The 20,375-nt window shown below is 62.6% G+C and carries 19 protein-coding genes; 9 read left to right on the forward strand and 10 right to left on the reverse strand.

Going from position 1 to position 20,375, the window contains the following annotated elements:
- Nucleotides 1–4: 4 nt before the first annotated feature.
- Genes AC1Q6I_RS02350 through AC1Q6I_RS02360 form a run of 3 tightly spaced genes read right to left on the reverse strand, consistent with a single transcriptional unit; the run spans nucleotide 5 to nucleotide 3,551 of the window.
- Nucleotides 5–1,255: a dihydrolipoamide acetyltransferase family protein gene (locus AC1Q6I_RS02350; RefSeq protein WP_102625603.1), complete on the reverse strand. Its 1,251-nt coding sequence runs from the start codon at nucleotides 1,253–1,255 to the stop codon at nucleotides 5–7.
- Nucleotides 1,256–2,314, reverse strand: coding sequence for an alpha-ketoacid dehydrogenase subunit beta (locus AC1Q6I_RS02355; protein ID WP_024076336.1), 1,059 nt, complete (start codon nucleotides 2,312–2,314; stop codon nucleotides 1,256–1,258).
- Between the two features lies 1 nt (nucleotide 2,315).
- Entirely contained in the window at nucleotides 2,316–3,551 is a 1,236-nt protein-coding gene (locus AC1Q6I_RS02360; protein WP_024076335.1) for a 3-methyl-2-oxobutanoate dehydrogenase (2-methylpropanoyl-transferring) subunit alpha, read from the reverse strand.
- A gap of 195 nt (nucleotides 3,552–3,746) precedes the next feature.
- Between AC1Q6I_RS02360 and AC1Q6I_RS02365 the strand changes: the two genes are divergently transcribed.
- Nucleotides 3,747–4,229: an Lrp/AsnC family transcriptional regulator gene (locus AC1Q6I_RS02365; RefSeq protein ID WP_017847498.1), complete on the forward strand. Its 483-nt coding sequence runs from the start codon at nucleotides 3,747–3,749 to the stop codon at nucleotides 4,227–4,229.
- 187 nt (nucleotides 4,230–4,416) lie between these two features.
- The gene (locus AC1Q6I_RS02370; RefSeq protein ID WP_371858352.1) at nucleotides 4,417–6,036 is read left to right on the forward strand and encodes a methyl-accepting chemotaxis protein; all 1,620 of its coding nucleotides are present in this window, start codon (nucleotides 4,417–4,419) and stop codon (nucleotides 6,034–6,036) included.
- A gap of 58 nt (nucleotides 6,037–6,094) precedes the next feature.
- Here the strand turns inward: AC1Q6I_RS02370 and AC1Q6I_RS02375 are convergent, their stop codons facing one another.
- Nucleotides 6,095–6,958, reverse strand: coding sequence for an MBL fold metallo-hydrolase (locus AC1Q6I_RS02375; protein ID WP_102625601.1), 864 nt, complete (start codon nucleotides 6,956–6,958; stop codon nucleotides 6,095–6,097).
- Between the two features lie 94 nt (nucleotides 6,959–7,052).
- Here AC1Q6I_RS02375 and AC1Q6I_RS02380 point away from each other — a divergent pair, with 94 nt between their 5' ends.
- The 5 genes from AC1Q6I_RS02380 to AC1Q6I_RS02400 all read left to right on the forward strand — a co-directional run bounded on the left by AC1Q6I_RS02380 (nucleotide 7,053) and on the right by AC1Q6I_RS02400 (nucleotide 12,898).
- Nucleotides 7,053–7,388, forward strand: coding sequence for an ArsR/SmtB family transcription factor (locus AC1Q6I_RS02380; RefSeq protein WP_024076332.1), 336 nt, complete (start codon nucleotides 7,053–7,055; stop codon nucleotides 7,386–7,388).
- Between the two features lie 172 nt (nucleotides 7,389–7,560).
- Entirely contained in the window at nucleotides 7,561–8,373 is an 813-nt protein-coding gene (locus tag AC1Q6I_RS02385) for a sulfite exporter TauE/SafE family protein (protein WP_102625600.1), read from the forward strand.
- A gap of 157 nt (nucleotides 8,374–8,530) precedes the next feature.
- Complete coding sequence (locus AC1Q6I_RS02390; protein WP_102625599.1) at nucleotides 8,531–9,706, forward strand: porin; 1,176 nt, start codon at nucleotides 8,531–8,533, stop codon at nucleotides 9,704–9,706.
- Between the two features lie 140 nt (nucleotides 9,707–9,846).
- Complete coding sequence (gene nosP / locus AC1Q6I_RS02395; protein ID WP_069076574.1) at nucleotides 9,847–11,004, forward strand: nitric oxide-sensing protein NosP; 1,158 nt, start codon at nucleotides 9,847–9,849, stop codon at nucleotides 11,002–11,004.
- Nucleotides 10,934–12,898, forward strand: a complete 1,965-nt coding sequence (locus tag AC1Q6I_RS02400; protein WP_024076327.1) for a PAS domain-containing hybrid sensor histidine kinase/response regulator — start codon at nucleotides 10,934–10,936, stop codon at nucleotides 12,896–12,898. The genes nosP and AC1Q6I_RS02400 overlap by 71 nt, the downstream gene beginning before the upstream one ends.
- A 145-nt stretch (nucleotides 12,899–13,043) precedes the next feature.
- On the opposite strand, the gene AC1Q6I_RS02405 is transcribed toward AC1Q6I_RS02400, so the two are convergent.
- The 6 genes from AC1Q6I_RS02405 to AC1Q6I_RS02430 form a co-directional block, all read right to left on the reverse strand.
- Nucleotides 13,044–13,709, reverse strand: coding sequence for a response regulator transcription factor (locus tag AC1Q6I_RS02405; RefSeq protein ID WP_024076326.1), 666 nt, complete (start codon nucleotides 13,707–13,709; stop codon nucleotides 13,044–13,046).
- A 24-nt stretch (nucleotides 13,710–13,733) separates the two neighbouring features.
- Nucleotides 13,734–14,273, reverse strand: a complete 540-nt coding sequence (locus AC1Q6I_RS02410; RefSeq protein ID WP_024076325.1) for a PQQ-dependent catabolism-associated CXXCW motif protein — start codon at nucleotides 14,271–14,273, stop codon at nucleotides 13,734–13,736.
- 108 nt (nucleotides 14,274–14,381) lie between these two features.
- The gene (locus AC1Q6I_RS02415) at nucleotides 14,382–15,173 is read right to left on the reverse strand and encodes an ABC transporter permease (protein ID WP_021492851.1); all 792 of its coding nucleotides are present in this window, start codon (nucleotides 15,171–15,173) and stop codon (nucleotides 14,382–14,384) included.
- A complete protein-coding gene (locus tag AC1Q6I_RS02420; RefSeq protein ID WP_024076324.1) occupies nucleotides 15,170–15,910 on the reverse strand; it encodes an ABC transporter ATP-binding protein in 741 nt (246 codons plus the stop codon). Before AC1Q6I_RS02420 ends, AC1Q6I_RS02415 begins: the two co-directional genes overlap by 4 nt.
- The gene (locus AC1Q6I_RS02425) at nucleotides 15,907–16,866 is read right to left on the reverse strand and encodes a YVTN family beta-propeller repeat protein (RefSeq protein WP_024076323.1); all 960 of its coding nucleotides are present in this window, start codon (nucleotides 16,864–16,866) and stop codon (nucleotides 15,907–15,909) included. The genes AC1Q6I_RS02420 and AC1Q6I_RS02425 overlap by 4 nt, the downstream gene beginning before the upstream one ends.
- A 34-nt stretch (nucleotides 16,867–16,900) precedes the next feature.
- Nucleotides 16,901–18,085: an ABC transporter substrate-binding protein gene (locus tag AC1Q6I_RS02430; RefSeq protein ID WP_024076322.1), complete on the reverse strand. Its 1,185-nt coding sequence runs from the start codon at nucleotides 18,083–18,085 to the stop codon at nucleotides 16,901–16,903.
- A 279-nt stretch (nucleotides 18,086–18,364) separates the two neighbouring features.
- On the opposite strand from AC1Q6I_RS02430, the gene AC1Q6I_RS02435 reads away from it, so the two are divergent.
- Both AC1Q6I_RS02435 and AC1Q6I_RS02440 read left to right on the forward strand, forming a co-directional pair.
- Nucleotides 18,365–19,627, forward strand: a complete 1,263-nt coding sequence (locus AC1Q6I_RS02435; protein WP_102624303.1) for a sensor histidine kinase — start codon at nucleotides 18,365–18,367, stop codon at nucleotides 19,625–19,627.
- On the forward strand, nucleotides 19,624–20,250 hold the full coding sequence (locus AC1Q6I_RS02440) for a response regulator transcription factor (RefSeq protein ID WP_024076319.1): 627 nt from the start codon (nucleotides 19,624–19,626) through the stop codon (nucleotides 20,248–20,250). The genes AC1Q6I_RS02435 and AC1Q6I_RS02440 overlap by 4 nt, the downstream gene beginning before the upstream one ends.
- Nucleotides 20,251–20,375: the final 125 nt, after the last annotated feature.

Here is a 20,375-nt window from a genome sequence, read left to right on the forward strand (position 1 = left end):
GCCCTTACTCCAGGAACAGGCTGGCGGGTTGTTCGAGCAAGCCGCGAATGGCCTGGATGAATTGTGCCGCGTCCATGCCATCGACCACTCGGTGATCGAAGGAACTGGAGAGGTTCATCATCTTGCGGATCACGATCTGGCCCTTGATCACCATCGGCCGTTCGACGATGCGGTTGACGCCGACGATGGCCACTTCCGGCAGGTTCAGCACCGGGGTGCTGACGATACCGCCCAAGGCACCCAGGCTGGTCAGGGTAATGGTCGACCCCGACAGTTCGTCGCGGCTGGCCTTGCCATTGCGCGCGGCGGTGGCCAGGCGCGCGATTTCCTCGGCATTGCCCCACAGGCTGCGCGCCTCGGCGTGACGCACCACCGGCACCATCAGGCCCACATCGCTCTGCGTCGCGACGCCCACGTGGACGGCGCCAAGGCGGGTGATGACCTGGGCTTCGTCGTCGTACCGCGCATTGATCTGCGGGAACTCCCGCAACGCCACGACCATGGCGCGCACGATGAATGGCAGCAGGGTCAGCTTGCCGCGTGTCGCACCGTGCTTCTCATTGAGGTGCACACGCAATTCGTCCAGGGCGGTGACGTCGATCTCCTCCACATAGCTGAAATGCGCGGCGCGGCGGGTGGCGTCCTGCATGCGCTGGGCGATCTTGCGGCGCATGCCGATCACCGGGATCTGTTCTTCGTCGTTGCGTTCGGCGTAGGGGTTGGCGGCAGCGGACGTTTTCAGCGAACCCCGCAGCAAGTAGGCGTCCAGGTCTTCGTGCAGGATCCGGCCGGCAGGGCCCGTGCCCTGGACCAGGCGCAGTTGGATACCCGCATCCAACGCATGCTTGCGCACGGCGGGGGAGGCCAGTGGGCCTTCATTGGCATCGCGAGCCACGGGGGCGTGTGGCGCCACGGCCGGCTTGCTTTCCACCACCGGGGCCGCCTTGGCTTCAACCACCGGCGCGGCTTTCACCGGTGCCGCGGTGACCGGCGCATCCTTGGTATTGCCTGCGCCTTCCACTTCAATGCTGATCAAGACACTGCCCACGGCCATGACTTCACCCGGCTCGCCGCCGAGGGCAATCACCCTGCCATGGACCGGCGAGGGAATATCCACCATCGCCTTGTCGGTCATCACATCCGCCAGCACCTGGTCTTCGACCACCATATCGCCGACCTTCACATGCCAGGCCGACAGTTCAACTTCCGCAATGCCTTCGCCAATGTCCGGCATCTTGATTACGTGCGTGCCCATTCAGACCTCCATGACCCGTTTCAACGCCGCGCCCACTCGGGACGGACCTGGGAAATACGCCCATTCCTGCGCGTGTGGGTAGGGGGTGTCCCAACCGGTGACGCGTTCGATTGGCGCTTCCAGGTGGTGGAAGCAATGTTCCTGCACCAGCGCCACCAGTTCGGCGCCGAAGCCGCAGGTACGGGTGGCTTCATGCACCACCACGCAACGGCCGGTCTTTTTCACCGACTTGACGATGGTTTCCAGGTCCAGCGGCCACAGGCTGCGCAGGTCGATGACCTCGGCGTCGATGCCGGTCTCCTCGGCGGCGACTTGCGACACATACACGGTGGTGCCGTAGGTCAGCACGGTCACGGCCGAGCCTGGGCGCACGATGGCGGCCACATCCAGTGGCACGGTGTAGTAACCGTCCGGCACTTGTGCCTGCGGGTGTTTCGACCACGGCGTGACCGGGCGGTCGTGGTGGCCATCGAACGGGCCGTTGTACAGGCGCTTGGGCTCCAGGAAGATCACCGGGTCATCGTTTTCGATCGAGGCTATCAGCAGGCCCTTGGCGTCATACGGGTTGGACGGCATCACCGTGCGCAGGCCGCAGACCTGGGTGAACACCGCTTCGATGCTCTGGCTGTGGGTCTGGCCGCCGTAGATGCCGCCGCCGCAGGGCATGCGCATGGTCAGCGGTGCGGTGAACTGGCCGGCCGAGCGATAACGCAGGCGCGCGGCTTCCGAGATGATCTGGTCGGTGGCGGGGTAGACGTAGTCGGCGAACTGGATTTCTGCCACCGGGCGCAGGCCGTAGGCACCCATGCCCACCGCCACGCCGATAATGCCGCTTTCCGAGATCGGTGCGTCGAACACCCGCGAACTGCCGTATTTGCTCTGCAGGCCTTCGGTGCAACGGAACACGCCGCCGAAATAACCGACGTCCTGGCCGAATACCACCACGTTATCGTCACGCTCAAGCATCACATCCATGGCCGAGCGCAGGGCCTGGATCATGGTCATGGTGGTGGTGGTCATGGCGGTTTCCAATTCGATGCTGTTGTTGTGATCGTTCATGTCAGACCCCCAACTCTTGACGCTGGCGCTTCAAGTGCTCCGGCATCTCTTTATAGACGTCTTCGAACATGGTCGCGGCGCTCGGAATCTGGCCACCGGCCAGGGTGCCGTACTGTTCGGCTTCTTTCTGCGCGGCGATCACCTCGGCTTCAAGTTCGGCACTGACCGCCGCGTGTTCCTCTTCGGACCACTGGCCAATCTTGATCAGGTGCTGCTTGAGGCGGGCAATCGGGTCACCCAGGGGGAAGTGGCTCCAGTCGTCGGCAGGGCGGTACTTGGACGGATCATCCGACGTGGAATGCGGGCCGGCGCGATAAGTGACCCATTCGATCAGGGTTGGCCCGAGGTTGCGGCGCGCACGCTCGGCAGCCCAGGCGGAGGCGGCATACACCGCGATAAAGTCGTTGCCATCCACGCGCAGGGAGGCGATGCCGCAACCGACGCCGCGTCCGGCGAAGGTGGTGGCTTCACCGCCGGCAATCGCCTGGAACGTGGAGATGGCCCACTGGTTGTTGACCACGTTGAGAATCACCGGCGCGCGGTACACGTGGGCGAAGGTGAGCGCGGTGTGGAAGTCCGATTCGGCGGTGGCGCCGTCGCCGATCCAGGCGGAGGCGATCTTGGTATCGCCCTTGATTGCCGAGGCCATGCCCCAGCCCACGCCTTGTACGAATTGGGTGGCGAGGTTACCGGAAATAGTGAAGAAACCTGCGTCCTTGACCGAGTACATGATCGGCAGTTGGCGGCCCTTGAGCGGATCGCGCTCGTTGGACAGCAGTTGGCAGATCAGGTCCACCAGCGGTACGTCGCGGGCCATCAGGATGCTTTGCTGGCGGTAGGTGGGGAAGCACATGTCGTCGATGTTCAAGGCCAGGGCCTGGGCGCTGCCGATGGCTTCTTCGCCGAGGCTCTGCATGTAGAACGACATTTTCTTCTGACGCTGGGCGACCACCATGCGGTTGTCGAAGATCCGCGTCTTGAGCATGGCGCGCATGCCGCGCCGAAGGACCTCGACAGGCACCCCTTCGGCCCATGGGCCCAGGGCCTGGCCCTGGTCGTCGAGCACGCGGATCAGGCCCTTGGCCAGGTCGGCGGTGTCGGCGGGTTCTACGTCGATGGCGGGTTTGCGCACCAGGCCGGCGTCGGTCAGGCGCAGGTAGGCAAAGTCGGTCTTGCAGCCTGGGCGGCCCGAGGGTTCGGGAACGTGCAGGCGCAGTGGTGCATACGGCTGGTTCATGGCTTTCTACGCTCGATCTTGTGAATTTCTTGTAGTGGGCGCGCTAGCTGACAGTCAGTCTTCGGGTAGAAGAAATCTTGTCCTACAACAATCATAGGCTCGGCGTAGAAGAATATTTATCTCTGTTTCGTTGCGCTCCGGCTCATTTGCGGATAAAAAAACTGCATAAACATAATAAACAGGTGATTTTGTCTCATGCGCAAACTGGACCGTACCGATATCGGCATTCTCAACGCCTTGCAGGAGAATGCGCGCATCACCAACGCCGACCTCGCCCGTTCGGTCAACCTCTCCCCCACGCCGTGCTTCAACCGGGTCAAGGCGATGGAGGAACTGGGCCTGATCCGTGACCAGGTCACCCTGCTGGATGCCGATTTGCTGGGGCTGCACGTGAACGTGTTTATCCACGTCAGCCTGGAGAAACAGAACGAACTGGCCTTGCAGCAATTCGAAGGCGCGATTTCCGACCGGCCCGAGGTGATGGAGTGCTATTTGATGGCCGGCGACCCCGACTATTTGATCCGCGTACTGGTGCCAACGATCCAGTCACTGGAGCGCTTCATGATGGACTTCCTGACCAAAGTGCCGGGGGTGGCGAATATTCGCTCAAGCTTTGCGCTCAAACAGGTGCGTTACAAGACCGCGTTGCCACTGCCACCGGATGGCTTGATGGTCTGATACCAACAGGTGATAAGACTCACCACTTTGATAGTTAGCTAGATAACTAAAGTAGTTGTTTTATTATTTCCACCTATAAATAAAAAATTGCTTAATCAGTCACGTATTTTTCACATCCGTTTCAACACATTAACACCCATAAGGCCGTGAAGTTCGCGGCCCAGGAAAGGGGTGAGCCGCGATGTCCATGAGAGCCTTGAAGTTGAACTTTCGTACCACGCTATGTTTTGGTGTGGTGTGCCTTCTACTGTTGATACAAGGGGCCATGACGCTGATAAAAGTCGACAAAGTTTATTCGTCGACTGTCGATATAGAAACTAACTGGCTGCCCAGTATTCGTCTGGGCGGTGAGATAGATGCGGCGTTTTACAAGCTGCGTCTTGATCTGCGTCGTTTTGCCATGGAAAGCGACCACCAGGACCCCGCGTCCCTTGAGAAACTCAAAAGCATTCGTGCCGCCGCGCTTGAAGTTGCCGAGCGCTATGCACCGTTAGTGTCGGGCCCCGAGGAAGAAGCCAAGTACAAGCAGGCAATGAGCGGGATCAAGAACTACGTCCAGAAAACCGATGAGTTTCTTGCGCAAGTCTCCACCCTGTCCCCTGAGCAGATGTCGACTTACTTGCGTGATGTCAACGGGCCTATTGCGCTTGAAGTGCAACGCTCCATCAGCGAACTGATCGAGTTGAATGCCCGCGGCTCCAGCCAGGCGGTGCAAGTTGCCTCCGGTGAGTATCAAGCCGCGCGTCTGTTTACCTGGCTACTGATGATCGGCTCAGTGCTGCTCACCCTCGTGGTTGCGCGTTTGTTTACCCGCAGCATTATCATGCCGGTACGTGAATTGTTGGTGTCGACCGGCAAAATTGCCGACGGCGATTTGCGTGTCGCGATCGCCGTCAACGGCAATGACGAGTTGACCGAGTTACAACGGTCGACCGCGTCCATGCAAATGAACCTGAAAAGTACCTTGCAGCATATTTCTGAGGCGTCCGGGCAGTTGGCCTCGGCTGCGGAAGAGATGAGCGCCATTACCCGCGAGTCCAGTGCAGGGATTGAACGCCAAAGCATGGAAACGGATCAGGCGGCCACGGCGGTTAACGAGATGACGGCGGCGGTGGAAGAAGTGGCGCGCAATGCGGTTTCGGCTTCCCAGTCGACGCAAGACTCCCAGCGCTCGGCCAAAGTTGGCCATGAGCGGGTGACGCAAACCATCGCCTCGATCGAGAAACTCAGCGCCACGGTGCAGCAGACCGGTATCGAAGTCGAAGGGTTGGCCAAGCAGGCACAGGACATCGCCCGGGTGGTTGAAGTCATTCGCTCGATTGCCGAGCAAACCAACCTGCTGGCCTTGAACGCGGCCATTGAAGCCGCCAGGGCAGGGGAGCAGGGGCGGGGCTTTGCGGTGGTGGCCGACGAAGTGCGGGCACTGGCCCATAGAACGCAAACCTCGACCCAGGAAATCGAGCAGATGATTGCGAAAATCCAGACGTGCTCCAGTGACGCGGTGTCTTCCATGGCCCTCAACCGCAACGAAGCGCTGGACTCGTTGAAGATCGCCCATGAAGCGGGCCTGGCCATTACTCAGATCACCGAGGCCATCACGGATATCAATGACCGTAACCTGTTGATTGCGACCGCCTCCGAGGAGCAGGCCCACGTGGCCCGGTCCGTGGACCAGAACCTGATCAGTATTCGCGATCTTTCCATCCAGAGTTCGTCGGCGGCCGGTCAGACCTCGATCGCCAGCCAAGAGCTGTCGAGGCTGGCGGTGGACCTCAAGCAGATCGTGTCGAAATTTGCCGTAGCCTGATCACACCTGCGAAATACCCCCGGAGCATGCAACGGCATGGACGCCACGCAGGATGGCTTTAGAGCTGATTCAACGGAATCTTCAGGTACACCACCCCATTCCCCTCCGCTGGCGGCATATTGCCCGCTCGCACATTCACCTGGATCGCCGGCAATAACAGCGTGGGCATCCCAAGGCCCGCATCGCGCTGGGTGCGCATTGCCACAAACGCCGCTTCGTCCACCCCGTCATGCACATGAATATTCCCCGCGCGCTGCTCGGCCACGGTGGTCAGGCATTGGGCCGCGCGGCCCTCGGGTGGGTAGTCATGGCACACGTACAGCCGGGTCTGGGGTGGGAAGGCCAGGAGTTTGCGCATCGACGCATACAACTGGCGCGCATCGCCGCCGGGGAAGTCACAGCGGGCGGTGCCGACATCCGGCATGAACAGGGTGTCGCCCACCAGGATCAACTGGTCGTCGATCAGGTAGGCCATGTCCGCTGGCGTATGCCCGGGGACGTGCAGGGCCTTGGCCTTCAGAGAGCCGATATGGAACACCTCATCCGGCGCAAACAGGTGATCGAACTGCGAACCGTCGACGCGAAATTCCGGCTCCAGATTGAACAGGTTCTTGAACACGTCCTGCACCTTGCTGATGCACTGGCCAATGGCGATCTTGCCGCCCAGTATCCGCCGCAAGTACGGCGCGGCAGACAGATGGTCCGCATGGGCGTGGGTCTCCAGCAGCCACTGCACCTGCAGGTGATGCTCGCGCACAAAAGCAATCACCTTATCGGCCTGGGCGGTGTCGGTGCGTCCGGACGCCGGGTCGTAGTTGAGCACCGAGTCGACGATGGCGCAGGCGCTGCCATCGGTTTCATAGACGACGTAGGTGTAGGTCGACGATGCCTCGTCCAGAAAGGCTTGAATCAACGCTGGCATGGCGGCTGTCCCCGGTGAGGAAAAAAGTGATTACAATCAGTTTACATTTACACATAATGTTTTGAGCTTAAGTGAGAGAAAGGACCCGCGGCAAATGGAATCTACTCTGAGTGAAGGCGAAGTCGCCCAGTTGCGCGCGTCGGCGTCCAAGGCGTGTTCCTTGCTCAAGGCCCTGGCCAACGAGGATCGCTTGTTGATCCTGTGCCAGTTGACCCAGGGGGAGCGCAATGTCGGCGAGCTGGAAACCATGACCGGTGTGCGCCAGCCCACGCTGTCACAACAGTTGGGCATCCTGCGCGACGAAGGGCTGGTGTCGACCCGCCGCGAAGGTAAATACATCTTCTACGGCCTGGCCAGCCACGAAGTGATCCAAGTGATGAAGACCTTGTCCGGTCTTTACTGCGGCGCGGTCATGAAAAGCTGGGCGTGAGGCCATACGGCAGCGACCCTTGTGTGCATGACGATAAGAAAGGCGATCGACCATGAATGACCAACACTGGGGACCGACCATCAGTGGCGATATCGTTGTCACCGGCGGTTCGGCAGGCATTGGCCTGCTCAAGGGCCGTGAGTGGCAGACCCGTCTGACCAAGGTGGATTGAATGCTGCTGGCCAGTCTTTTGGGGATGTTGATGGGCCTGGTCATGGGCTTGACCGGTGCCGGTGGTGGCATCCTCGGGGTGCCGGCGTTGGTACTGGGCCTGGGGTTGAGCATGACCCAGGCCGCGCCGGTGTCGTTGCTTGCCGTGGGCGCGGCGGCGGCGGTCGGGGCGATCGATGGGTTGCGCCACGGCCTGGTCCGTTATCGTGCCGCGTTGTTGATCGCCTTGCTCGGTGCGCTGTTTTCACCCTTGGGCGTATTTCTCGCCCACCAAATGCCCGAGCCACTGCTGATGGGCCTGTTCAGTGCGCTGATGGTGCTGGTGGCCTGGCGCATGCTGCAGCGCGAAAAGGTCGAGACCGGCCCGAGTGACCATGGCGCCGCGTCCTGGGGCCAGAAAAACTGCATGCTCGACCAGCAGACCGGGCGCCTGGCCTGGACCGTCAAATGCAGCGCGACCTTGGCCGCGTTGGGCGCGGTGACCGGTGCCGTGTCGGGCCTGCTTGGGGTCGGCGGTGGCTTTCTGATCGTGCCGGCGTTCAAGCAACTGACCGATGTGCAGATGCGTGGCATCGTCGCCACCTCGTTGATGGTGATCAGCCTGATCTCGTTGATCGGTGTGGCGGGCGCCATGCAGGCCGGGGTGAGCATCGAAGCGGTGGGCTGGGTGTTTATCGGCGCGAGCATCGTCGGCATGCTCATCGGCCGGCGCCTGTGTGCGCATATCCCTGCGCGCACCTTGCAAGTGGGGTTCGCCAGCCTGTGTGTCCTGGTGGCCCTCGGCATGTTGGTCAAGGCCGGTCTTACGTCCTAAGTGCCGGGCCTGTCTCCGGGCCCGTCTTACGCCCCATTTGCCGGGCTCCCCCGGCCCGCCCAAAGCACCCTCAAATCACGGCCAAGGCAGCGTAGGCCGGGGCCTGGCATCTTTCGATAATCGCCTCCGACATCACGTCCCTGTTGCGGAGCGCACCATGCATAACAATAAGAACCTCCCCCTGCGTCTGTTACCTGCTTTTATTCTCAGCCTCGGGCTCAGCCCGTTCGCCGATGCGGAAATCATGCTGTATGACAAAGACGACACGACCTTTTCCACCGATGGCTACATCAACGCCTTCTACGTCAACAGCAAGGTGGACCGCGCCGGTGACCAATACGATCGGCGCCAGGCGCGGGTGAAGATGGGCTTCTTGCCCAACTACCTGGGCTTCAACATGAGCAAGCAGGCTGACGACCTCAAGCTCGGCGCCCGCGCATCGTTCTGGGTGACCATCAACGACAGCGAAACCAATGGCACCGACACCGCCATCGACGTGCGCCAGTTCTACGGCACCGTGGCCAACCCCGAGTGGGGCGAGGTGCTGATCGGCAAGGATTTCGGCCTGTTCGCGCGCTCCAATATCCTGCTCGATGAGCTGCTCGCGGGCTACGGCCAGGTCAGCGACAGCCTCGGCCTGGTGGATGGCGGCGGGGTGTCGTTCGGCAATATCGGCAGCGGTTACCCGTACCCGTTCCCCACCTCGCAGATCACCTACCGCACCCCGGTGATGGATGGCCTGCGCATTGCCGTGGGCATCCTCGACCCGGTGGATACCAACGACAGCAGCCCCCAAGGCAAGGCCTACCAGAAGAACCCGCGCACCGAGAGCGAGGTCACCTACCAGTTCGACCTCGGCGGGGCGAAAATCTATAGCTGGCTCAACGGCAGCTACCAGACCTCCGACAACACCGACTCGACCGTGGCGTCCGTCACCTCCAAGGGCCTGGGCTATGGCGTGCAGGCGAAAGTGGGCGGCCTGTCCCTGACCGGCTCGGGCTTCCAGGCCAAGGGCATCAACCCGTTCTTCACCAACAATGCCGGCGAGGCGACCCTGCGTAATGTCGACAGCAACGGCTACCTGCTCCAGGGCTCGTACAAGCTGGGCAAGAACCGCCTGGCGTTGTCCTATGGCAAGACCCAGGACGACGGCAACGGCGTGGTGGGCAGCGGCGCGGATTATGAGACCCGGGGTATTGCACTGTTCCACGACGTGAATGCCAACCTGAAGCTGGTGGCCGAGTACAACCAGTTCCAGATCAAGGGGCATGACACCCGCGCGCAGAATGAAGACACCGATACCTTCGCCGTCGGAGCCGTGCTCACCTGGTAACCCCTGCACTGCAATCCAACTGGAGGGGCGGTGCGATACCGTGAAACTTCATCCCATCGCATCCCCCCACCCAGTACCCAAGTAGCATAGGTCCCGCCCCCCGCCCTTCGTACACTCATGCCTCAGAGGGGGAACCAACGATGCACAACAGTGAAGGCGTAGTCAGTGCCATGTCCCAGGCGATCGATGCCAGGCAGGCCGCCGAGGAATTGGCCGAGCAACTGCTGCATCCATACCTGGGCTTCGTGCTGTTTTTCTGCTCAGCCTCCTACGATCTACAGGCCCTGGGCCAGGCCCTGCAACAGTGCTTCGGCAGCGTACGGGTGGTGGGCTGCACCAGTGCCGGCGAGATCACGCCTGAAGGCTATGGCCGTAATTGCGTCACGGCAATGGGCTTTAACCACGCGCACTTTTCCATCGCCACCGAATTGATCGACCAGGTGGAACACTTCAGCCTGATCGACGCCCAGCAGATGGTCGAACGTCTCGTCGGCGGCTGTCGCAGCAACACCCTGGCGCCGATCAAGGGCAATACCTTCGCCCTGACCTTGCTCGATGGTTTGTCCAGTCGTGAAGAAATGGTGCTCGCCGCCCTCAGTGCCGCGCTTGGCGACATTCCGCACTTCGGCGGTTCGGCCGGTGACGACAACTTCCTCACCCACACTCACGTGTACTTCAACGGCGCCTTCCACAGTGGTGCGGCGGTGGTGGTGCTGGTCAATACCTGGCTGGATTTCGAGGTCTTCACCACTCACCACATTCTGCCGCGCAGCGAAAAGCTGGTGGTGACCGGCGCCGACAGCCCGTCGCGCCGCGTCTTCGAACTCAACGCCGAACCCGCCGCCGAAGAATACGCGCGACATATCGGCGTGGCCGTGGCCGACCTTGACCACCGTATCTTCGCTGCCCACCCGCTGGCGGTGCGTATCCATGACCAGTACTACGTGCGGGCGATCCAGCAGGTGCATGACGACCTGAGCCTGAGTTTCTACTGTGCGGTGGAAAACGGCATCGTGCTCACCGTGATGAAGCCGGGGCCGATCCTGCCGAACCTGGAAAACCTGTTCGACGGCCTGCAATCGCGTCTTGGCGACTTGCTGCTGACCATTGGTTGCGACTGCTTCCTGCGGCGCCTGGAGCTGGAAGACAGCGACAACCTCGAACAAATCGGCTGCTTTCTGCGTGACCATCGGGTGATGGGGTTCAACACCTACGGAGAACAGTTCAATGGCATGCATATCAACCAAACCTTCACCGGCGTCGCCATTGCCCGAGGTCGAGCTCCTGGATCGCACTGAACTGTTGGCCGAGGTGGCGCGACTGCGCCAGGACAACCACAAGCTGGCGCGGATCAATGCGGCGTTGATCGAGCGTATCGAGTCCGGCGTGACCCAGGGCAATGACCCGTACACCACCTTCCAGCATTCGGTGGTACTGGCCGAACAAGTGCGCGAGCGCACCGACGCACTCAACCAGGCGATGGCCGAACTGCGCGCCAGCAACCATTTGTTGATCAACGCCCGGCTGCGCGCCGAAACGCTGCGGCGGGAACAGGCCGCCGCGCAAAAAGCCCAGGAAAGCGAGCGCTGGATTCGCCTGATCACCGACCATGTGCCGGCCCTGATCGGCTACCTGAATGCCGACCTGGTGTATGAGTTCACCAACAAAGTCTACGAAGAATGGTACTGCTGGCCACGGGGCATGATGCTCGGGCAGAGCCTGCGCGAAGTGCACAGCGAACAGCACTGCCAGCGCCTGGATGCGTATGTCGCCCGCGCGCTGGCGGGGGAGAGCGTGACCTTCGAATTCGCCGAAACCAATATCAAGAACCAGGAGCGCTACATGCTGCGCTCCTACGTGCCCAACCGCCTGGCCAATGGCGAAGTGGTGGGGATTTTCGTGCTGATCCGCGACATCACCGAACGCCGCCGCACCGCCGAAGCCTTGCATCAGGCTTACCTGCATCTGGAGCAGCGCGTCGCCCAGCGTACCTCGGAGCTGACCTCGCTCAACGACCAACTGCTGCGCGAGATCGACGAGCGTCGCCGGGTGGAGTCACGCCTGCGTGAAGCCAAGCTGGAGGCGGAACAGGCCAACCTGTCGAAAACCAAATTCCTCGCCGCCGTCAGCCACGACCTGCTGCAACCGCTGAACGCCGCGCGGCTGTTCACCGGTGCCTTGCTCGAACGCCGCGAGCCCCAGGCCAATGAAACCCTGGTGCGCAACGTGAGCAATTCCCTGGAAGACGTGGAAAACCTGCTGGGTACCCTGGTGGATATCTCCAAGCTGGACGCCGGGGTGATCAAGGCCGATATCGCCCCGTTTGCCTTGAGCGAGTTGCTCGACAACCTGGCTGTGGAATACACCGAACTGGCTCGCAGCGAAGGTTTGGCGTTGCACTTTATCGGCTGTTCGGCGCTGGTGCGCAGCGATATCCAGCTGCTTGCGCGTATCCTGCGCAACCTGCTGAGCAATGCGATTCGCTACACCTATCAGGGGCGCATCGTGCTCGGTTGCCGGCGCCAGCACCAGCGTTTGTCGATCCAGGTGTGGGACAGCGGCATGGGCATTGCTGAGGAGCGCCTGGAGGAGATCTTCCAGGAGTTCAAGCGCGGTGATGTGCAGCGGCGCGATCAGGACCGCGGGTTGGGCCTGGGGCTGGCGATCGTGGAGAAGATCGCCGGGATACTCGGCCATCGCATCACCGTCAAATCATGGCCGGGCAAGGGCTCGATGTTCTCGGTGGAGGTGCCGTTAAGCGCCACTGCTCCGCGTTCATTGCCCATGCCGGCGATGACCGAGCCGATGCTCGAACGCCTGCAAGGCGCGCGGGTGTGGGTGCTGGATAACGACGCAGCCATTTGCGCGGGCATGCGCACCTTGCTCGAAGGCTGGGGGTGCAGCGTGATCACCGCACTGTCGGAGCAGGACCTGGCGCGCCAGGTGGACAACTACCATGCCGAGGCGGACCTGTTGATCGCCGACTACCACCTGGACGATGAGCAGAACGGTGTCGACGCCGTGGCACGCATCAACGCCCGGCGCGCCAGCCCGATCCCGGCGATGATGATCACCGCCAACTACAACAACGAGCTGAAGCTACAGATCCGCGAACTGGGGCACACCTTGATGCATAAGCCAGTGCGGCCGATGAAGCTCAAGACTGCCATGAGCCACCTGCTCGGCAAGTGAACCCCGAAACCCCATCAAATGCAGATCAACCTGTGGGAGGGGGCTTGCCCCCGATAGCGGTGTGTCAGTCAACTTTTATGTCACTGACCCACTGCCATCGGGGGCAAGCCCCCTCCCACCTTTGATTGGTGTTGTGTCAGGAAACTCAGCGGCGCAGGTACGAGCCGAAATCTATATCTCCGGCACTGAGTATCGCCTGCACCCGGTTGTGCACATTCAATTTACGCAGGATCGCCGACACGTGGGCCTTCACGGTGGTCTCGGCAATTTCCAGGGTGTAGGCAATCTGTTTGTTCGACTCACCCTTGGTCATGCGTTCCAGGACCAGCAACTGCTTGCGGGTCAATGCCTGCAGCAGTTCGGGGGCGAAGCCGGGGTTTTCGTTGAGGCGGCGGTGGGTACCTGTTTTCTGGGTGCGGATGATGTCCGGCGGCAGGTACACGTTGCCGTTGAGAATCTGCTGGATCGCCTCGGTCATCTGCTGGCGCGGCGAGGACTTGGTGATAAAACCAACGGCACCGTAGGTGATGGCTTGCAGCACGATCTGCTTGTCCTGCTCGGCCGACACGATCACCACCGGAATGGTCGGCGACTCGTTGCGCAGGTTGATCAGGCCATTGAGGCCGTGCATGCCGGGCATGTTCAGGTCGAGCAGGATCAGGTCCAGGTCGTCGTGTTCCTGGGTCAGCGCCAGGGCACTGTCCAGGTCGGCGGTCTCCATCACTTCGCTGCCGGGGAAACCGTCGCTGATGACGTTATGGATCGCTTCGCGAAACAGTGGGTGATCATCGGCAATCAGGATTTTGTACATGGCCGTTCACCTTTCTTATTGTGGTTATTCAAATGGCTCGGGTTGCGCAACCGACACCGGCAGCTTCGCCGCTTCCCAGGCATCCAGGCCATCGCGATACCAGTACACAGAGGTATAGCCCAGGTTGGCGGCACGTTTTACCGCGTTCCAACTCAACCAGCAATCGGAGCGGCAATAGAAGACCAGCGGTCGTGTCGGGTCGCCGCCGCTGTAGGTGTACAGGTGGCGCACGAAGTAGCTTTGCCATTCCGGCGTGAGGTCGCCATCGCCGGTATTGGCCAGCCAGTGGCTGCCGGGCAGGTTGGCGTGAGGCTGGTCTTCGATGAAGCGACCTTGCAGCCATTGGCGCCGATACACGTCGATCAGCACCGGTGCCGGGGTCTGCGCCAGCAGGGCTTGCAGGGCCGGGGTGTCGATGATCGTGGCGCCCGGCAAGTGATCGGGCGTGGGGCTGCGGTACAGGCTGATGCGGTAGCCGTCGGCGGAAAACAGTGGGGTGTCGGCATGCGCGTAAGCGATGAACAGACACAGCAGTGCCAACAGAGGCAGTCGGGCAGGCAGCATGGCGGGGCAATCCTTATCGTTATGCGGCCATTACACGTGAGTCCCGAGCCCTTGGGAATGCGACGATAGACAGGAAAACCAGTACTAAAGTAGTAGTTTTTGCCAGCCTCAGCCCTTTTTGCGCAACGCCGCATGCTGAGGGTTGAAGGTCAGTACCGCCAACACCGCGAACAGCACGGTCAAGCCCAGGCACACCGCCAGGGCCAGGCCGGCGAAGCGTTCATACAGGGCAAAGCGCACCAGCTCCACGGCGTGGGTAAACGGGTTGATCGCGCACAACCAGTACAGCCATTCACTGGAGTCGCGCATCTTCCACAGCGGGTACAGCGCCGATGACAGGAAAAACAGCGGGAAGATCACGAAATTCATCACCCCGGCAAAGTTTTCCAACTGACGAATGGCATTCGACAGCAGCAGGCCCAGGGCACTCAGCATCAAGGCCACCAGCAGCAAGGCGGGCAGGGCGATCAGCAGCCCCATGGCCGGCGGTTGCACGCCATACACCCAGGCAATCGCCAGGAACCCGTACACCTGCAACAGCGAAATCAACGCGGTGGCGAGCAGCTTGCTGCACAGCAAAAATGTGCGCGGCAGCGGGCTGGTCAGCAGCACGCGCATGCTGCCCATCTCGCGGTCGTAAACCATCGACAACGAACCCTGCATGCCGTTGAACAGCAGGATCATGCAGGCCAGCCCCGGGATGATGTAGACCTCGTAGGGGATGTAAGTGTCGTAGGGTTCGATCACCGAAATGCCCAGCGCAGCGCGGAACCCGGCGGCAAACACCAGCAACCACAACAGCGGGCGCACCAGGGCGCTGAGAAACCGGGTGCGCTGCAACACAAAGCGCAGCCACTCGCGCAGCACGATGCCGCGCAAGCATTGCCAGTAAGCGTTCATGCCACGGCTCCTGTGGGGGCGGGGCGGGTCAGGCGCGCGAACACGCTGCCCAGGTCGCCGCCCTGGGCCTGGATCAACGCGTCGACTTGCCCGCTGGCCACCAAGCGGCCCTGGTGCAGAATCATCAGCGCATCGTCGGGCTGCACTTCATCGAGCAGGTGGGTGGTCCACAGCACGCTGATGCCTTGCTCCAGGCACAGCCTGCGCACGTGCTGGTTCAGGGCCAGGCGGCTGGCGGGGTCGAGGCCGACACTGGCTTCATCCAACAGCAGCAAGCGGGGTTCGTGCAGCAACGCCCGGGCGATTTCGACGCGGCGCCGGTGACCGCCGTTGAGTTCGCGGACTTTTTCGCGGCGCCGTTCCGTCAGGGCCTGGCGCGCCAGCTCGGCGGCAACGCGCAGGTCGGTCTGGCGCCGCGATAAGCCGTGCAGCGCGGCGTGGTAGCGCAGGTTCTGCTCCACGCTCAAATCCAGGTCCAAGGTGCTTTGCTGGAACACCACCCCCAGTTGCGTGAGTGCTGCGCGTGGCGCATCGCGCAGGGAGTGGCCGCCCACGCGGATATCGCCGCTTTGCAAGTCGTACAACCGCGTGAGCAGCGCGATCAAGGTGGATTTGCCCGCGCCGTTGGGCCCCAGCAACGCGGCAAACCCTCCGGGCGCCAGGCTGAAACTCACCTCGTGCAGGGCCTGGCGTGCGCCATAGGCGAAGCTCAGGTCGCGCACCTCCAGGGCGTTCATGGCGTCACCACCACGCCCCACGGATAACGTCCGACCTTGACCGACTTGATCACCTTGAGGCTGTCCACATCGATCACCGATACATCGCCGCTCACGCCATTGGTGGCCAGCAACTGTTTTTCGTCCGGGGTGAATGCCATCTGCCAGACGCGGCGGCCCACCAGCAGGTAGTCGAGGATTTCGAAGGTCTTGGCATCGATCACCGCCACATGGTTGGCCGGGCCGAGGGCGACAAAGCCGTACTTGCCGTCGGCGCTGAGCTTGATCCCGACCGGCTGCACCTTGTCCGGGTGCACGCCCTTGATCTTGAAGGTCAGGGTCTTGAGGATCGTGCGGCTGGCCACGTCGAGGATGGTCACGGTGCCGCCGATTTCCGCCGAAGCCCACAGCTGCGAGCCATCGTGGTTGAACTCGACGAAGCGCGGGCGCTGGTCCACCAGGGTGCTGTCGGCCAGGGTCTGGGTGCTGGTGTCGATCCAATGCAGCATGTTCGTGGTTTCGCTGGTGTTCACCGCCCACTTGCCGTCCGGGCTCACGGCCATGCCTTCAGGCTCCACGCCGACGTTGATCTGGCCGAGCACCTTGGAGGTCTCGGTGTCGATCACTGTCACCAGCGCATCGTCTTCGTTGGACACGTACAACCAGCGGTTATTGGGGTGCAAGGCGAACTGCTCGGGGTCCTTGCCGGAGGGCAGTTCCTTGATGATCTTGCGCGTCGCCACGTCCATCACCTGTACCCGGTCCGAGTCGCTGGCGCAGATGTACAGCAACGTGTTGTCGTGGGACAGCAACAAGCCCCTTGGGCGCTGGCCGACCTTGAGGGTGTCGGTGACTTGCAGGGTCTGCATGTCGATCAGGCTCAGGCTGTTGTCTTTCTCGTTGGAGACCCAGGCGGTGCTGGCCATGGCGTGCCCGGCGGCAAGCAGCAGGGCGCATGAGAGCAGGGTGCGGCGCATGGCGGATTCCTTATTATTGTGAGTAGGGGAGCGATCAGGGGAAGCGGCAGGTCACCTCGGGCTTGTCGTAGCCCAGGCTGTCCATTTCGTTGAAGGGGTGCAGGAAACCGTCCTGGGGCGAGGTGCTGACCAGGGCGCGGGGCTGCACGATCGGGATCGGTTGGCGCAACTCGCCGTTCCACGGGCGGTAGCTGAGCTTGCGGCCCTTGAAACCGTCCAGTGGCAATTGTTCGCTGATCTCCAGTTGGCGGATGGCCATGGGCTCGACCTGGCGCAACTTGTTGACCGCACTGGCGACGCTGCGCACGGCCATCCAGGCGGCGAAGTCGCGGTCGTTCATCCAGCGCCCGGCCAGGGCCTCGAAGCGTTTTTGCAATTGCGCGGCGCCGTAGGTCTCGACGGTTTTGTGCCAGCCGGTGGGCGTCAGGCCCTGAGTGCCGGCGACGGGGCGCGGGTACCAGGTCTGGTAGGGCACGTACTCGCCGAAGTCGCCGCGCTCATCGGCCACCAGTACCACGTCGTATTCGGCGGTCTGGGTGAACAGCGGCATATCCGCCTGGGCACTGCGGCGTTGGTCGTTATCGAAACGCCAGGCTTTTTCCGCCACCAGTTGCACGCCGAAACGCTTGGCGGCGCGGCGCAGGGCGGCGGCGTAGGCTTGGTCATCCTCGGTGGGGCCGACGATCAGCAGCGCCTTTTGCCATTTGCGCACCACCATGAACTGCGCCAGGGCATCGGCGAGCATGGCCCGGCTCGGCAGGCTGTGCAGCACGTTACCCAGGCAGTCGGTGCTGCGCAGGCTGTCATCCGGGCTGCCTGCGTTGAATAGCAGGCTGTCGGGCAGTGCCGCGCTGAGTTGGCGCAGGCTGGCGGCGGGGGCGTTGACCACGAACACGCGCAGGCCCTGGGCGTGCTGGGCCTGGGCGGCGGCGAGCAGGGCCTCGGGGGTGTCCACCGTAGCGCTGGTCAGGCTGTAGCGCTGGTTGAGAAAGGCGCCGGTGCTGTTGCTGTCGATGATCGCCAGCTCGGCGCCGCGTTGCCCGGCATCGCTCGGCTCGGGGATCACATTCGACAGCAGCGGCCCCGGATCCGGCCGGTAGCCCAGGTAGCCAATCTGTACCGCCAGCGGCGCCTCGGCGGCCTGGCTGGCGCTGGCCACCCCGGCGGCGCAAGCGATCGCCAGCAGGTACAGCACGGCGTAGGGGGCGAGCAGGCGCATAAGGCACTCCATGACAGGTAGCGCCAGCATAGGAACCCTTGGGGGCGCTGCAAATATGCAGAAAGTACCGCTGGGGCAGTACCAAGGTAGTAGCCCCGCGCGCGTGGCGCGGTCTTAGCATGGGGCATCCGCGTCGCGCTCACTCGGGAGATGAACGCTCATGCACATCCTCAAGGTCCTGCTCCTACCGTTCCTGCTGATCGTCAGCCTGATCGGCGTCGACAAGCTGCACGCACCACGCCCGGCGTCGAGCGTGCCCGCCAGCGTGGCGCGCTAGGCATGTCGGCGCTGTGGCGCATCAACCTGTGGGTGTGCGGCTTTTTCGCCCTGGTCACCTGCGCCTGCACTGGCCTGTTGATGCACCAGGCCTTGGCGGATGTGGAGCGCGAGCTGCAATCGGCCGAAGCGGTGGTGCACTACCTCAGCGAAACCGCCGAGCGCGACCCCGCCAGCCTGCAGCCACACCTCACCGCCAGCCTGCGTCATGTGCGCGTGCATTGGCTGGGGCCTGGCGAAACCTTGCAGGCACCGGCGGCAGATGGCCTGGATGCCTGGCTCGGCCGCCTGCTGTTTGCCCAGGCGCGGCGCAGTCCCCAGGTACTGGACTTGCCGGACGGCCGGCGCGTGTCGATCGCGGTCGACCCACGGGATGAAATCGACGAAGTCTGGGACTCCCTGCAACAACTGTTGGGCCTGTGCGCGTTGGCGCTGGCCTTGAGCCTGTTGACCATCCGTTGGGCGGTGCGCCGTGGCATGGGCGTGCTCGATGAGTTGCTGCGGGCCCTGCAGCAGGTGTGCGCCGGCCAGCTCAATGTCCGTCTGCACAGCGCGGGGTCGCCGGAAGCGCGGCAACTGGCGCTGCATTTCAACCGCATGACCCACGCCCTGGAGCAGGCGCGCACCGACAACACCCAACTGACCCAGACCCTGATGGCGGTGCAGGAGCAGGAGCGCAATCACCTGGCCCAGACCCTGCACGATGACCTGGGCCAATACCTGGCCGGCATTCGCGCCCAGGCCTGCCTGTTACGCCTGGTCACCGACCAGCCGCCATTGCTGGCGCGCACGGTGGCGCAACTGGAAGATCACTGCGACCACTTGCAGCAAGGTTTCCGCGCGCTGGTCCACGACCTGTACCCGGTGGCCCTGCAACACCTGCCGATGGCCGAGGCTTTTTCGATGCTGGTCACGCAGTGGCAGGCCAGCCATGGCATCGATTGCCGGCTACGGGTCAGCACCGATTTGCCGGCATTGTCCGGAGCGAGCAAGACCCACCTCTACCGCCTGCTCCAGGAGGCCCTGACCAATGTCGTGCGGCATGCCGACGCCAGCCATGTCTGCGTGCGCCTGCACCGTCGCGGTTCGCGCCTGCGCCTGTGGGTGCGCGACAACGGGCGCGGTGCACACACGCCGCAGCGCCCGGGTGTCGGCCTGTATTCGATGGCCGAACGCGCGCGCTGCCTGGGCGGCGAACTGAAAATCCTCAGCCATCCCGGCGCCGGTTGGGCGCTGGCGTTGAACATGCCATTGGAGGCTTCATGAATATTCTGTTGGTGGATGACCACGCGGTGGTGCGCCAGGGCTATGCCAGCCTGTTGCGGGCGCTGCTGCCGGCCATTGAGGTGCGCGAGGCGGCCAGTGGTGAAGAAGCCCTCAGCCGCGTGCAGGAAGCGGTGCCGAACCTGGTGATCATGGATTTCGGCCTGCCCGGTATCAGCGGCCTGGAAACCACGCGCCGCCTGCGCCAGCGCCTGCCGCAGTTGCGCGTGCTGTTCTTCAGCATGCACGACGAATTACCACTGGTGCGCCAGGCCCTGGAGGCGGGGGCCTCAGGCTACCTGACCAAAAGCTCGGCGCCCGAGGTGTTGATCGAAGCGGTGCGGCGCATCCTCGACGGCCACGCCTATATCGAACAGGCCCTGGCCACCGAGCTGGCCTACACCCCCAGCGATCAACGCCTGCAGGGCATGACCCCGCGCGAGCTGGAGATTTTCCTGATGCTGGCCAAGGGCACGCCTACCCGGGCGATTGCCGACCAGCTGAATATCAGCAGCAAGACCGTGTCCAACCACTTGACCTTGCTCAAGAGCAAGTTGCAGGTCAGTTCCCATGCCGAACTGGTGCATCTGGGGATCGACATGGGCGTGGTGCGCGTAGCGGGCTGACAGTTTTCTCTCTGTTTTACACCCTTCAAATGTGGGAGGGGGCTTGCCCCCGATAGCGGTGCTTCAGTCACTCAGGCATTGACTGATCCACCGCCATCGGGGGCAAGCCCCCTCCCACATTTTGA

The organism is Pseudomonas sp. MPR-R2A5 (genome assembly GCF_058793055.1).

Excerpts from the sequence above, each read along its gene's own strand:
- AC1Q6I_RS02370 (WP_371858352.1), top strand. The coding sequence starts at position 4,417 with ATGAGAGCCTTGAAGTTGAACTTTCGTACCACGCTATGTTTTGGTGTG.
- AC1Q6I_RS02400 (WP_024076327.1), top strand. The coding sequence starts at position 10,934 with ATGGCATGCATATCAACCAAACCTTCACCGGCGTCGCCATTGCCCGAG.
- AC1Q6I_RS02415 (WP_021492851.1), bottom strand. The coding sequence starts at position 15,173 with ATGAACGCTTACTGGCAATGCTTGCGCGGCATCGTGCTGCGCGAGTGG.
- AC1Q6I_RS02420 (WP_024076324.1), bottom strand. The coding sequence starts at position 15,910 with ATGAACGCCCTGGAGGTGCGCGACCTGAGCTTCGCCTATGGCGCACGC.
- AC1Q6I_RS02360 (WP_024076335.1), bottom strand. The coding sequence starts at position 3,551 with ATGAACCAGCCGTATGCACCACTGCGCCTGCACGTTCCCGAACCCTCG.
- AC1Q6I_RS02380 (WP_024076332.1), top strand. The coding sequence starts at position 7,053 with ATGGAATCTACTCTGAGTGAAGGCGAAGTCGCCCAGTTGCGCGCGTCG.
- AC1Q6I_RS02355 (WP_024076336.1), bottom strand. The coding sequence starts at position 2,314 with ATGAACGATCACAACAACAGCATCGAATTGGAAACCGCCATGACCACC.
- AC1Q6I_RS02410 (WP_024076325.1), bottom strand. The coding sequence starts at position 14,273 with ATGCTGCCTGCCCGACTGCCTCTGTTGGCACTGCTGTGTCTGTTCATC.
- AC1Q6I_RS02390 (WP_102625599.1), top strand. The coding sequence starts at position 8,531 with ATGCATAACAATAAGAACCTCCCCCTGCGTCTGTTACCTGCTTTTATT.
- AC1Q6I_RS02425 (WP_024076323.1), bottom strand. The coding sequence starts at position 16,866 with ATGCGCCGCACCCTGCTCTCATGCGCCCTGCTGCTTGCCGCCGGGCAC.
- AC1Q6I_RS02405 (WP_024076326.1), bottom strand. The coding sequence starts at position 13,709 with ATGTACAAAATCCTGATTGCCGATGATCACCCACTGTTTCGCGAAGCG.
- AC1Q6I_RS02375 (WP_102625601.1), bottom strand. The coding sequence starts at position 6,958 with ATGCCAGCGTTGATTCAAGCCTTTCTGGACGAGGCATCGTCGACCTAC.
- AC1Q6I_RS02365 (WP_017847498.1), top strand. The coding sequence starts at position 3,747 with ATGCGCAAACTGGACCGTACCGATATCGGCATTCTCAACGCCTTGCAG.
- AC1Q6I_RS02440 (WP_024076319.1), top strand. The coding sequence starts at position 19,624 with ATGAATATTCTGTTGGTGGATGACCACGCGGTGGTGCGCCAGGGCTAT.
- AC1Q6I_RS02435 (WP_102624303.1), top strand. The coding sequence starts at position 18,365 with ATGTCGGCGCTGTGGCGCATCAACCTGTGGGTGTGCGGCTTTTTCGCC.
- nosP (WP_069076574.1), top strand. The coding sequence starts at position 9,847 with ATGCACAACAGTGAAGGCGTAGTCAGTGCCATGTCCCAGGCGATCGAT.
- AC1Q6I_RS02430 (WP_024076322.1), bottom strand. The coding sequence starts at position 18,085 with ATGCGCCTGCTCGCCCCCTACGCCGTGCTGTACCTGCTGGCGATCGCT.
- AC1Q6I_RS02350 (WP_102625603.1), bottom strand. The coding sequence starts at position 1,255 with ATGGGCACGCACGTAATCAAGATGCCGGACATTGGCGAAGGCATTGCG.
- AC1Q6I_RS02385 (WP_102625600.1), top strand. The coding sequence starts at position 7,561 with ATGCTGCTGGCCAGTCTTTTGGGGATGTTGATGGGCCTGGTCATGGGC.